A 13,124-nucleotide genomic window follows, 5' to 3' on the forward strand; every position below is an offset into this window, starting at 1 on the left:
TTTTCTCATGGCTATCTCCTAATTGAAATTAAGAAATAGCTTAATCGGTTTGACGAATTACTGGCAGGTGCACTTTGCTAGACGCTTACACCTAAACCGAAAGAAATATCCGAACTGTCTTCACTAGAAAAATGAAGCGCACCAACAGTTGAATACTCCATCACCTTGAGTAAATCTGATATGGAAGGATAAGGAATGTTATGTATTCTAGATAATACCTTTTTACCCCATGAGTCCGGTAAAATATCATCAATGAATCCTGGGGCGGATTTATCACAATATAACTTAAAAACATTTGATGTCAGATGTAAGGTAGATGGATCTATAGGGTGTTTAACCTTTGAGAGATAATCCTTGTGGTACGCAAATTCAACACTATCTACTTGCTTTCTAGTGTTCTCTATTACCCCTGCAATACCACAACGGATAATGTCACCGGATAGTAGTTTGAATCGAACTTTGAATATGTTACTTACCACGTTGTAACCTTATCAATAATATTGAGTTCAAGTTCATTGTTGAGAAATAATTCTTCGAGGTATTTCTTACGGCCAAGAATAGTTAGTACCTTGCAGACTGTTCCCCACGCAACCCCTTCTTTTCCAGCTTCAAGGTTTTGAATCGTAGTGAGGCCAACACCTACTCTAGCGGCAAAGGTCTTTTGGGTATCATTGGGGAATTTTCTTTTTCGGAGGGTTTGTATTTCCTTCCCTTTTTTTAAAAACCAATCATTATCCATAAGCCTTACCAATTAAAACACCTATTATAGAAGGTATTATATATCATTAATTCAATTAACACCTGTTATTTCAGGTATTAATTTTTGATTGTAATTAATGTTTTTAATAATTAAAGCTACCAAACATCTTGAATTATAGTGCCTCTCAAAAATTCATGCGCATTAAAATTTATTCCAGTCTGTTAATGATCCTATAGGCAGCGGGGGACTTATTACACTTTAAGCCCTATATTCCTGTTAAGGGGTTAATTCATTTTTATTATCATACATCAATAAATTGTATAAAAAACAGGCTTAATAGTAATTTCGAGGGGATGGGAACAAAACCCCATTCAGCTGGAATTAGAAATGCCTTTAGGCAAGGCATTGATTGAAGAGAATGGTTATTCCCTTCTCAAAATCAATAAAGCAACATAAAGCATTTCTAAACCAGCCCTTGTTAACACCGGTCTAATACCGCCACTATTTGCCGAATTTACCAATAAACAGATCTTTCCCTATCAGAAATTAATCCCCTCAAATGATCTTGCTTAGTAGAATTTTTTGGATAAAAGATGTTCGACAAACAGGCAAAATTGCATTTGAAAACCATTAAACAGATAAGTTGAATTTAGTAAATCACCATATATAAGCAAGACAGGAATTTATAAAAATATATTGTGTACGGTCACATTAAATAATCCGTATCATTATTTATAAATACGGCTCCTGGTCATTAGCTCACGGCTGGCGCATTTTAATCCCAGGTTCTAACAGGGTTGAACGATAATCATCGTCTAGCCCTGCCATTTTCTTTTTCCTCGCCATACTTGCTGATTTAGTTGTATCTCGCTTAAATAACGCCATGGCTATTTTTCTCATGACGTTAAACACAAGCGGTCCTTGCTTCTTACGTATTCTCGATTCATCTTCCCTAAAATTCATATCCAACATCCAATGCATACTTTCAACCTGCCAGTGGCTACGTACCGCATTGAGCGATTGCTCTGCATCTAGTGCCAACGAACTAATATACCAACGGGTTTCTATAGTGTCTGTACCCGCCGATTTATCGTGAACTTGTGCGGTGACTTGAATAACACTCTTTAAACCATACCATTGGTAAGTTTTGCCTAACCAACTTTTATCAATAAGTAATTGCTGACAAGTTCTTGTTTCAATGCGCCCATGCCCTGAGCTGATTTCGGCATGTTTATCATAGTTACTCTTGGTTAATCCTTCGCGCTCATTCTTATGCCACCAAGCTTATAATTCAATCTGCATACCCGAGTGGTTGCCCTTTAGCGCCAGAATATAATCCGCTTTCTGCTTAATTATTTGTTTAGCAATTTCTTGTTGGCACCCCATTGCATCAAGCGTGATAATACTATTTTCAATATCCAACAGGGTAAGTAATTCAGGAATTGCGGTGATTTCATTTGTTTTGCTATCAACGGCTGTTTGCCCTAACACTAATTGGTGTTGGCAGCTCCATGCGCTGACGGTATGTAAGGCACTTTTTCTATCTTTGGTTGTAAATGAACGACGTGCTGTTTTTCCATCAATGGCAATGATATCAGCACCAGTGGTTTCAATAAGTGATGATATCCAAGATTGAAATGAATGCTCTATTTCATCTGATTTTAACCGACAAATGACACGGGCAATGGTGTCGTGTCTTGGGATACCCTCTTTGAAAGCGCCATATTTTTTTAACCAATCAAGTTTTAGATGCCCAAAATCTTCAATATCCTCCCATCCTTCTGCGCCGGAGAGTACAGCACTAATGGCTAAGAGGAGAATATCGATAAGTTCATGCTTTTTACAGCGTTCAATGCGAGGATCGGTAATTGAATCAAAGTGTTTCAGAAAAGTAGCGCTCATATTAAGTGACCAAGGTGATTATAATGCCTTGATCTGATCGCTACTTGTTCTAGAAGTTCAATTTATAATGATCTTGCCGTGGATTGTCCTGTATAAACTACTTAATTTGATTGACTTGAGTGGGTTTCTTGACTACCATGTTTTTAAAATTTTGATGTTAGAGTAAAAATGAAAAATACTTGGATTAGTTTGTTAGTAGTACTATCGATTGCATTGCAGTCGTTTGCTTCTGTGGCTAATTCAAATGAAAGTCATCAGATTGACTCTCTACATATTCAAACAGAACATTCCCATGATAGTGATGATATTGAACTTTTCGATGAATCATCTGACACTGAACATAATATTAAAGATTGCCATCATTGTGGTCACTGTCAAGGCACTCACACACAGTGGGTTGCCAGTAATAAATCTACACTACAGACCCCTAAACTTATTATTACAAATCAATATTTTTATGCTGTTCATGTAGATAAAATATTCACTGAAGAACCTATACGCCCCCCAATCGTTTAATTTAGTTTTAAAGCTATATTCGTAACAAATTTATTCTTAACTAGCGCTTAATGTAGCCTAGTTGGTTTAGTTGCGGCATTTTATTATTAAATTAAGAGATTATTATGAAATTTTTCTCAGCAAAATCTACTGGAATCGCATTATTTATCGGCTTTTCAGCAAGTTTATCTGTTAGTAGCTTCGCTTTTGCTAAGCCAACGCTATCGAGTGACTGGCTCGATCGGCAAATCAATAAACACCCTGATATTGTCTCAGCACGTGAACTCATGAATGCTGAATTTTCCAAAGCACAGGGCAGTAAGTTACCACTTTACAACCCAGAACTATCGACAGGTTACGAGCGTGAAGGTGACGGAAATAATTACAATATTGGTATTAGCCAAACGATTGACTTGTGGGATAAGCAGGCTGTTAATGCTGCTATCGGCGATAAAATATTAACGGCGGCCAGTAAACAATTCACTTATGCGATAGAGCAGAAAAAAGCACAAGCCTTAAAAGCACTTATTAATTGGCAACTTGCCATGGATAAGTCGTCACTTGCTTTTGAACAAGAGCAACAGTTAGAAACCTTGCTTAAAATTGTAACTAAAAGGCAGAAAGCTGGCGATCTTGGTCAGGTTGATGCTGAGTTAACTTTCTTGAATTTGTCGCAAATGCTTAATAAAACGGCCCAAATACAAGCACAGTTAACACAAGCTCAAGCCAAGGTTAATGAGTTGTTGCCTGATTGGCGTCCTGATACACAAGCATATCCAGAGCAGGGCTTAGGCGTTACAAACTTTCAAGTAGCTGAGCAGTGGTTAACGCAGCACCCGCAAGTATTAGCCTCTCAAGCACTGTGGCAAATGCAAAAAAGTAAAGCTCAATATGCCATGCTTGAAACCAAAGCCGATCCTACCATTGGAATTAGTACCGGAAAAAATGATGTCGATAATGTTGTCGGAGTTACTTTTTCTATGCCGTTAAATATTCGTAATGATTACCAAGCTAATGCCAAAGCACAAAACCAACAAGCTATCGCCGCAGAAGCAAATTTTCGTTCAGTAATGCGTAAGCAAAAGTATTTGATACAGGCAAGTACTGCCTCACTAATCTCTAATAAAAAATACCTTGGCCGTTGGCAACAGTTAATGCAAGGACGCGGCGAACACAGCGCGCAGTTATTGCAAAAACAATGGCAAGTAGGTGATTTAAATACCTCGGATTATTTATTGGCATTACAACAAAGAGCGGAAGGTTTATACGCGGGCATTGAATTACAAGCCCAGTTCAAAATAAGCGAAGTGCAATGGCTACTCGATGTAGGCCAATTAAATGCGGCAACTAAGCTATTAAACTAAACCTATTATATCACTTTACGCGGCTTGATGAGCGTGAATTGTTACAGAATTTGGAATTAAAAATGAAAAATAAAATAACTGATAAAACATCTCATAAAATAGTGAAAAAAATAAAACTCATTACCCTAAGTAGTTTATTTACTGGCTTAGCTGTCGTGTCAACTACGGCATTATCATATAACGATGCCGCTCTAGAAAAAACGCCAGCAGTAGAGCAATCCATCGTATTAAAAACTGACCATGATCATGACTCTGAAAGTGAAGAAGTGCATGACGAAAGTGGTCATGAACATGGTAGTGATGAAAGCAAAGACGACCATGCTGCGGAGGAGAAATCTGATGACGGTCATGACCATGGTAGTGAAACAGCGAGTAAAGAAACAGCTGAAGAAGAACATGAAGAAGGCATAAGTTTTAGTCCAGAAAAAATGGCACTCGCCAATATCAAAGTGACTAACTTAAAGCCGGCAATTTTTGCTAAAAGTATCTATGCACCAGGAGAAATAAAAGCGAACGGTTATACCAGTTACATTGTCTCTTCACGTACTGAATCGGTAGTGATCAGTCGTCATGCTATTTTAGGTGAACATGTGACTAAGGGTCAGTCTTTAGTTACCTTATTTAGTGAATCAATGGCCGAAGCACAAGCACAATATCGTGTTGCTTACAGTGAGTGGCAACGAGCTAAAAAATTGGGCCTTGGCACCGTCAGTGAAAGCCGCCTATTAGCCAGTGAAACAGATTACATTTCAGCTTATGGTCGATTAACTGCCTTTGGTTTAACCAAAGCAGCCATTAAAGATATTGTAAAAAACAACTCATCAAATCTTGGTGAATATACCTTAGTCGCTCAGCGCTCTGGTGTGGTTTTAAGTGATGATTTCTCTCAAGGACAACGTGTGCCTGCCGGTGAAAAAATCATGGTATTGGCTGATGAAAAAGACTTATGGGTTGAAGCGCGTGTTTCGCCAAATAAAAAATTAAGTCTTCCTATTGGCACCATTGCAAAAGTTGAGTTTGCCGGGCAAGTGCATGTTGCCAAGGTCATTCAAGAAGCACATACCATTGATCCAAGTACGCGTACCCGAATCGTTAGACTGTCGGTTGAAAATACTGATGACAGTTTGCATTCAGGCATGTTTGTTAATGTAAATTTTCAGTTTGATACGCAAAGCCCTGTAATAGCAGTACCAGAAACAGCATTAATGCGTGGTGCCGATGGTGATTGGACGGTATTTGTTGAAGACCATCCTGGTGAATTTAAAGCCGTTGAAGTTGAATTAGGTCAGCCATTAGGCAATTACCGTCAAATTATCGGTATTGAGCCTAATACCCGTTTGGTAACAAAAGGTGCCTTTTTTGTTGCGTCAGAAATAGCAAAAGGCGGATTTGATCCGCACGGCCACTAGGGGAATAAGATTATGTTTAATAAAATAATTGATTGGTCGATCAATAATCGACTCTTAGTAATTATCGCCCTAATTGCTACTATGGCAGGCTCTGTTATGGTGATCCCAAAACTAAATTTAGATGCTTTTCCTGATGTAACCAATGTTCAGGTAGCGGTTAATACTGAAGCACCGGGCTTAGCCGCTGAAGAAGTAGAGCAGTTAATAACCTATCCCATTGAAGCAGTAATGTATGCGTTGCCTGATGTAGAGCAAGTACGCTCTATTTCAAAAACGGGTTTATCGGGTGTTACTGTTGTCTTTAAAGAAGGCACAGACATCTACTTTGCTCGCCAGTTAGTATTTGAGCGTTTACAAGCGGCAAAAGAGTTAATTCCGCAAGGCGTGGGCACACCAGAAATGGGACCTAACACCTCAGGTTTGGGTCAAGTTTTTCAGTATTTGTTAATTGCAGATAAAGATTCTGGTTATGATTCTATGACCTTAAGGAGCTTGAACGATTGGATAGTAAAGTTATTGGTTATGCCGGTAGATGGTGTTACCGACGTCTTATCTTTTGGCGGCAACGTCAGACAGTATCAAGTCAACATTGAGCCAAGTAAATTATTATCATATGAGTTAACGCAAGACGATATTGTTACTGCACTCGATAACAACAATGCCAATGTTGGCGGTTGGTACATGAACCGTGGACAAGAGCAATTAGTTATTCGTGGCACAGGTTGGTTTAATAGTGGCGAAGCAGGTTTAGCTGATATTAGACAAGTACCGGTTAAAACGGTTGATGGTACTGTGGTGACTATCGAAGATGTAGCCAAGGTTTCGCTGGGTAGTGAAATACGCCAAGGCGCAGTTACTATGACGCGCAGAGATGCACAGGGTAACATTGAAAACTTAGGTGAAGTGGTTTCAGGTATCGTATTGAAACGTATGGGCGCAAATACTAAAGTGACAATCGACGGTATAAGTGCACGTATTCCAATGATCAACCAAGCACTACCTGAAGGCGTACGTTTTGAACCTTTCTACGATCAGGCAGATTTAATTACTAAAGCAGTTGATACTGTAGTGCAAGCATTAGCGCTGGCATTTATATTTATCGCTATCGTACTTGCTCTGTTTTTAATGAACTTACGCGCAACCTTTTTAGTGTTAATTTCAATTCCTATTTCAATCGCTATCGCCTTAATGGTGATGTCTTGGATAGGTTTATCGGCAAACTTAATGTCGTTAGGTGGTATCGCTGTTGCTATTGGTATGTTGGTTGATGGCTCTGTTGTGATGGTTGAAAACATGTTCAAACACCTTAATAGACCTGATTCAACACATTACAAAAATGCGCAAGCGAGAACGTTAGGCACAGATGCTGATCCCCACGATGTAGAACATGATAAAGAAGGCATTCCTCTACGATTAAAAGAAGCAGGAAAAGAAGTTGCACGCCCGGTATTTTTTGCTGCCTCTATTATTTTAGTGGTATTTACACCGTTATTTAGCTTTGAAGGAGTGGAAGCTAAATTGTTCCAGCCGATGGCTATCAGTATTATTTTAGCGGTTATTTCGGCTATTTTTGTGGCACTGTTTGTGGTTCCAGCCTTAGCAACCTTTATGTTTAATAAAGGCGTTAAAGAAAGAGAAAGTTTTGTCTTAAAACCATTAGATAAGCTTTATCGAAAAGGCCTCAAAGCCGCGATGAAACACACGAAAGTAGTTATTATTGCTTCATTATTGTTACTTGTGGGTGCAGCATCTTTAATACCTCAAATAGGGACTGAATTTGTACCAGAATTAGAAGAGGGTACCATTAACCTAAGAGCAACATTAGCGCCATCAGCAAGTTTAGAAACAGCCTTGTCGGTTGCTCCAATTCTTGAAGAAAAGTTAATGGAGTTCCCCGAAGTTGAATATACCCTAAGTCGAATTGGACGTGCTGAAATCGGCGGTGATCCTGAACCAGTTAATAACATCGAAATTTACATTGGCTTAAAACCTGTTTCAGAATGGACAAGTGCCAAAAATCGCGTTGAATTACAAGGTTTAATGGAAGAGAAACTTGAGCAATTCCCAGGGTTATTACTTAACTTTTCACAGCCCATAGCGACTCGTGTAGATGAATTACTATCAGGAGTTAAAGCGCAACTTGCCATTAAATTGTTTGGACCAGAATTAGATATGTTGGCGAGCAAAGGTCAAGAAATTGAAGCGGCAATCAAACAAATTGATGGCGCAAGAGATGTAGCCTTAGAGCAAATCGCTGGTGAAGCACAGTTAGTGATTAAACCGAAAAGACAGCAATTGTCACGTTTTGGTTTGTCAGTTGGCGATGTCATGGAAGTGGTTAAAAACGGTATCGGTGGCGTTAGCGCTGGCCAAATAATCAATGGCAATGAACGTTATGATATTTATGTTCGCATTGAAGAAAAATACCGTGATAACCAAGAAGCTATTGCAGATCTGAGAATACAATCACCTACGGGTGCTTGGGTACGTTTAGGCGATATTGCTACCGTCAGTTTTGAATCTGGCCCACCACAAGTGCGACGTGATGATGTACAGCGACGCGTGGTAATTCAAGCCAATGTTCAAGGTCGAGACATGGGAAGTGTTGTTAGCGACATTCGTGCAGTTATTGATAGCAAAGTAGATTTACCTGCAGGTTATTCTGTAGTGATTGGTGGTCAATTTGAAAACCAACAACGTGCGCAGCAGCGACTATCAGTGGTAGTGCCTCTATCATTGGCACTAATTGCCTTGCTACTTTATTTCGCCTTTGGCTCTGTTGGTCAAGCGATGCTTATTTTAGTGAATGTACCCTTGGCCGTTATAGGTGGTATTTTCTCACTGTATATTTCAGGTCAATACTTGTCAGTGCCAAGTTCAGTCGGCTTTATCACTTTGTTTGGTGTCGCCGTGCTTAATGGTGTAGTCATGGTAGAAAGCATTAACCAGCTGGTAAAAGATGGTATAGACACCTCAAAAGCTGTTTTTGATGGGGCAGTATCTCGTTTACGTCCAGTATTAATGACCGCCATTACTTCTGCGTTAGGTTTAATTCCAATGCTGATGTCCAATGGAGTTGGCGCTGAAATTCAACGACCACTGGCGAGTGTTATTGTTGGCGGTTTGGTTACTGCAACGTTACTCACCTTGTTTGTGTTACCGGTTTTATATGCTTGGTTCTCAAAAGCCAAAATCAAAGATCTTAGAGACTAACGCGCTAGATAACTTAGTGACTTACTCATTAACTTACAAATTAATAAAGTAAGTAACTAATTTGATAGCACTATAAATCGCTACTAGCTAAGCTCTTGTCAAAAGCAGGGCTTAGCCAGTCATTTTCACTCGATGCAGAGATTCAATAGTAGGCTTTTATTAGCTTCGAATTTTTGCATCCTAAATTTAGGGAATAATGATGAAAAAGCTGTCGTTTTTCAATTATTCGCCAAACCTCCTTATTATCGCCACCGTGCTATTTATTATAGTGACGGGCAATTCTACATTTTTTGAACAAGTTAATTCGGTATACCCGTGGCAAGATAATCAAGGTTTTATTATCGCGCTGACTCTTGTGGTAATGAGTGTATTAACCATTATTGTGTCATTTTTCAGTATTATCATTCCCGTTCGAATAGTACTGAGCAGTCTTTTACTCTTATCTGCCATGGCTGGTTATTATACCGATAGCTTTGGCACCATCATTGATAATGTAATGATTCAAAACATTGCTGAAACGAATATCGATGAAGCAACTGACTTACTGTCATTTGAGTATTTTTTAACTGTTTTGTTGTTAGCCATAGTACCTATAGCTTGCCTTTTTATGGTCAAAATAGATAAATCGTCATGGACAAAAAACTGTTGGCTACAAATAAGTAATACCATCATGGCACTTGGTGTAATTACTGTTTCACTTTATATTTTTAGTGCTCAATTCACTAATTTCTTTAGAGAACACAAGCCATTAAGATTTTACTTAAATCCTATCTATCCCATTTACTCTACGGGATTTTTCCTCAAGGACGTGCTTGAACAGCAAGAAAATAACGAATTTTTAATGGTAGTAAACTCTGCCAATGATATTGATAAAGAGTCGCATAAAAAACTCTACATTGTCATTGTCGGTGAAACTGTCCATGCGGGTAATCTTTCTATAAATGGCTATAAACGAGAAACTACACCATTATTAGCTCAAAGAGATGATTTAATTAGTTTTGATAAATTCTATGCTTGTGGCACATCAACCGCGATTTCGGTCCCTTGTATGTTTTCATTCGATAACCGAGAGTCATTTGATAATAAAAAAGCACGGCGAACACAAAACGTATTAGATGTTATTTCCAAAGCCGGGGTAAGTGTCCTTTGGCGAGACAATAACTCTAGTTCAAAAGGCGTCGCAGATCGTGTCGAATACCAAAATTTCAAATCACCTGAGCTAAATTCAGTGTGCGATATAGAGTGTCGTGACATTGGTATGTTAGACGGTTTACAGGGGTATATTGATGATCAAGAAGGTAGTGTACTCATAGTGCTTCATCAAATGGGCAACCACGGCCCGGCATATTACAAACGATACCCCAAAGACTTTGAGAAGTTCACTCCTGCCTGTCAAACAAGCGAACTCTCCGCCTGTGAAACTAGCGAAATTGTTAATGCGTATGATAATGCCATTCTCTATACCGATTACTTTATCAATGAAACCATTAATTTATTAGAAGAGAACAATACCAACTTTGAAACTGCCATGTTTTATATTGGCGATCATGGTGAATCGTTAGGTAAGAACGGACTCTACTTACATGGTATGCCTTACATGCTGGCGCCTGAAGAACAGACTCATGTACCTTTAATTGCTTGGTTCGGCTCTTCATCACACGTTGATATGGAAAGTACGGTCAAACAAAGTAAAAAAGAAAGTTCTCACGATGCTTTTTCTTTTTCTTTACTACATGCGTTAAATATCAGCACAGATATGTCATTGCCTGAAAAAGCGCCATCACCACTATTTGTTATGCAAGAGGAAGAGTAAATGTCAAATAATAACCATACGCACAGCCATGCACATAACCATGACGGAAAATTAAGCATGGCAGTATTTATCAATATTTTACTTACTGTGGCCCAAGTTATCGGCGGGGTTTTATCAGGTAGTTTATCCTTGATTGCTGATGCGCTTCATAACCTCAGTGATGCAGGCGCTATCGTTATTGCGATTGTTGCGAGAAAAATTGCAAGAAAACCCGCTAATAGCCAAATGACTTTTGGTTTTAAACGGGCTGAAATTATCGGGGCATTAATCAACACTACTACCCTTATTATTCTTGGTATATATCTCATTTATGCCGCAGTTGAGAAGTACTTTAACCCTCAACCTATTGATGGTTGGATTGTTGTTTGGATTGCGACAATAGCCTTAGCGATTGATTCCATAACCGCGTGGTTGACTTATCAAGCAGGCGCGAAGAATAACTTGAATCTCAGAGCGGCATTTATTCATAATTTATCTGATGCCTTTGCTTCTGTCGTTGTCATTGTTGCGGGTAGTTTGATCATTTTATATCAATGGTATGTTGTCGATTTATTGGCAACCATACTTATCTCGGTTTATGTGGTGTACCACGGTATTATTTTAGCTAAGCAAAGTATTCGTATTTTAATGCAAGCGGTCCCCGTTGATATCGATATCGATAAGATTTGTAAGGATATCGAATCAATGGAGAATGTTGAAAAAGTAAGACACATTCATGTGTGGCAATTAGATGATAGCGAAGTGTATTTAGAAACCAGTGTTAACTTAAAAACGATGGAACAATTCCAAGATCTTAAGCCAATTAAAGATTTGCTCGCAGCTCAATACGGTATTCACCACTCGACCATAGAAGTGGTAGTAGGGAACACCTTGCAAATGGAGAATTGTTTTGAACTTGAGTAAACACCTGCTTTATTCAATGTATGCATTAACGCTTATTGCTTTTTTATTTGAAACAACAAATAGCGATATTTGGCTTCAAAATTTGTTATTCAATGCATCCAACCAAACGTGGTTAATTGATAAATATGAAGAGCCTTATCGTTTTATTTTTTACTTGTTGCCTAAATACAGCATTATTTTGTTGGCACTGTCGCTCATTGCTTTTTACGTTATCGCTTGTAGACGCAAGTACTCTAAGCACTTTCAAAAGCGATTATTAGTGGTTATTTTCTCTTTGATGTTAGTGCCGTCAGTCATCGGCGGTTTAAAAGCAACAACCAATGGTGCTTGTCCTGCGCAGCTTGAACTATATGGCGGCGATGTCCCTTATGTTAAGGCGTTTGAATTAATGCCTGAATCGTTTGAGTCAACTAAAAAGTACAAGTGCTTTCCTGCGGGTCATGCCAGCGGTGGTTTTGCCTTAATGTCATTATTCTTTTTGTTTTATCGTCCGAAATACCAATGTATTGCGATAGCGTTTGCTGTTTCTACTGGCTGGATTATGGGGAGTTATAAGATGGCGATAGGTGACCATTTTTTAAGTCACACACTAACAACGATGACGTTGTCATGGTTAATCATTTGTTTGATAGCCGCGGTAGTGTTTCGTACCTTACACTTTCCTAATTCCAAACCTAATGCTAAGAATAGCCAACAGGAGCCAATCAATGGGTACTAAGCAAAAGCCGACGGGAATAAAACGAATATACCTAGCAGCGGGGCATTCACTCAGAGCGTTTAAATGGCTGATAGCAAATGAAGCAGCGTTTAAACAAGAATTCTGGCTGTCAGTTCTTCTCGTTGTGGGCTGTTTATTCTTTCCATTTTCACTTTTTGAGTACGTGATTCTTTGGTGCGCTTTATTATTCGTATTGTTGGCAGAAATCTTCAATACCGCTATTGAGGCAGTAGTCGATAGAATTGGCGCGGAAATTCATCCGCTGTCAGGTTTAGCGAAAGACTTAGGCTCTTTGGCTGTGATGGTGAGCGTTATCATCGCAACTTTAATATGGGCTGGTGTATTTATTCAGCACTTGAGCTTATGAAGTGTAAATGTTATTAGAATGTATAATAATTCAAAAATATATTTAATCTAATACTCTATGTTAGACAATTAAGAATATTTTCAGCCATGTCCGCTATAGATCAAAAAATACAAACATTTTTAGCCAAAACACTCAAATAGTAACTTCTGCTGTAAGCGTATAGCTAACGACACCTAGCCTTGCTTAATATTCCAAGGTAGCAGTGGCTCAAGGTTACTTGGCTGCTCTGCAATATGTTGC

General features: G+C 38.8%; 10 protein-coding genes and 1 pseudogene. 8 read left to right on the plus strand and 3 right to left on the minus strand.

Going from position 1 to position 13,124, the window contains the following annotated elements; genetic code table 11:
* Positions 1-77: 77 nt before the first annotated feature.
* The 3 genes and pseudogenes from GQR47_RS19680 to GQR47_RS19690 all read right to left on the minus strand — a co-directional run bounded on the left by GQR47_RS19680 (position 78) and on the right by GQR47_RS19690 (position 2,602).
* The gene (locus GQR47_RS19680; RefSeq protein ID WP_024596286.1) at positions 78-479 is read right to left on the minus strand and encodes a HipA N-terminal domain-containing protein; all 402 of its coding nucleotides are present in this window, start codon (positions 477-479) and stop codon (positions 78-80) included.
* Entirely contained in the window at positions 473-739 is a 267-nt protein-coding gene (locus GQR47_RS19685) for a helix-turn-helix transcriptional regulator (protein ID WP_024596285.1), read from the minus strand. The genes GQR47_RS19680 and GQR47_RS19685 overlap by 7 nt, the downstream gene beginning before the upstream one ends.
* 720 nt (positions 740-1,459) lie before the next feature.
* Positions 1,460-2,602 (minus strand): annotated as a pseudogene (locus GQR47_RS19690) (ISAs1 family transposase).
* A gap of 168 nt (positions 2,603-2,770) precedes the next feature.
* On the opposite strand from GQR47_RS19690, the gene GQR47_RS19695 reads away from it, so the two are divergent.
* From GQR47_RS19695 to GQR47_RS19730, 8 genes are all read left to right on the plus strand, one after another.
* Complete coding sequence (locus GQR47_RS19695; protein WP_165724379.1) at positions 2,771-3,118, plus strand: DUF2946 domain-containing protein; 348 nt, start codon at positions 2,771-2,773, stop codon at positions 3,116-3,118.
* Between the two features lie 104 nt (positions 3,119-3,222).
* Positions 3,223-4,461, plus strand: coding sequence for a TolC family protein (locus GQR47_RS19700; RefSeq protein WP_165724380.1), 1,239 nt, complete (start codon positions 3,223-3,225; stop codon positions 4,459-4,461).
* Positions 4,462-4,523: 62 nt separating this feature from the next.
* The gene (locus GQR47_RS19705) at positions 4,524-5,870 is read left to right on the plus strand and encodes an efflux RND transporter periplasmic adaptor subunit (protein WP_024603825.1); all 1,347 of its coding nucleotides are present in this window, start codon (positions 4,524-4,526) and stop codon (positions 5,868-5,870) included.
* A 12-nt stretch (positions 5,871-5,882) separates the two neighbouring features.
* Entirely contained in the window at positions 5,883-9,083 is a 3,201-nt protein-coding gene (locus tag GQR47_RS19710; RefSeq protein ID WP_165724382.1) for a CusA/CzcA family heavy metal efflux RND transporter, read from the plus strand.
* 196 nt (positions 9,084-9,279) lie between these two features.
* Positions 9,280-10,896 (plus strand): phosphoethanolamine--lipid A transferase, encoded by a 1,617-nt coding sequence (locus GQR47_RS19715; protein WP_229816631.1) that lies wholly within the window; start codon positions 9,280-9,282, stop codon positions 10,894-10,896.
* Positions 10,897-11,799: a cation diffusion facilitator family transporter gene (locus GQR47_RS19720; protein ID WP_016899514.1), complete on the plus strand. Its 903-nt coding sequence runs from the start codon at positions 10,897-10,899 to the stop codon at positions 11,797-11,799.
* Entirely contained in the window at positions 11,786-12,517 is a 732-nt protein-coding gene (locus tag GQR47_RS19725; protein ID WP_002962876.1) for a phosphatase PAP2 family protein, read from the plus strand. The genes GQR47_RS19720 and GQR47_RS19725 overlap by 14 nt, the downstream gene beginning before the upstream one ends.
* Complete coding sequence (locus tag GQR47_RS19730; RefSeq protein ID WP_010554758.1) at positions 12,507-12,884, plus strand: diacylglycerol kinase; 378 nt, start codon at positions 12,507-12,509, stop codon at positions 12,882-12,884. The genes GQR47_RS19725 and GQR47_RS19730 overlap by 11 nt, the downstream gene beginning before the upstream one ends.
* Positions 12,885-13,124: the final 240 nt, after the last annotated feature.

The sequence above is a fragment of the Pseudoalteromonas sp. Z1A2 genome (assembly GCF_011378755.1).
GTDB lineage: Bacteria > Pseudomonadota > Gammaproteobacteria > Enterobacterales > Alteromonadaceae > Pseudoalteromonas > Pseudoalteromonas distincta.

Coding starts and splice junctions, on each gene's coding strand:
- GQR47_RS19695 (WP_165724379.1), top strand. CDS start 2,771: ATGAAAAATACTTGGATTAGTTTGTTAGTAGTACTATCGATTGCATTG.
- GQR47_RS19730 (WP_010554758.1), top strand. CDS start 12,507: ATGGGTACTAAGCAAAAGCCGACGGGAATAAAACGAATATACCTAGCA.
- GQR47_RS19720 (WP_016899514.1), top strand. CDS start 10,897: ATGTCAAATAATAACCATACGCACAGCCATGCACATAACCATGACGGA.
- GQR47_RS19700 (WP_165724380.1), top strand. CDS start 3,223: ATGAAATTTTTCTCAGCAAAATCTACTGGAATCGCATTATTTATCGGC.
- GQR47_RS19705 (WP_024603825.1), top strand. CDS start 4,524: ATGAAAAATAAAATAACTGATAAAACATCTCATAAAATAGTGAAAAAA.
- GQR47_RS19685 (WP_024596285.1), bottom strand. CDS start 739: ATGGATAATGATTGGTTTTTAAAAAAAGGGAAGGAAATACAAACCCTC.
- GQR47_RS19710 (WP_165724382.1), top strand. CDS start 5,883: ATGTTTAATAAAATAATTGATTGGTCGATCAATAATCGACTCTTAGTA.
- GQR47_RS19715 (WP_229816631.1), top strand. CDS start 9,280: ATGATGAAAAAGCTGTCGTTTTTCAATTATTCGCCAAACCTCCTTATT.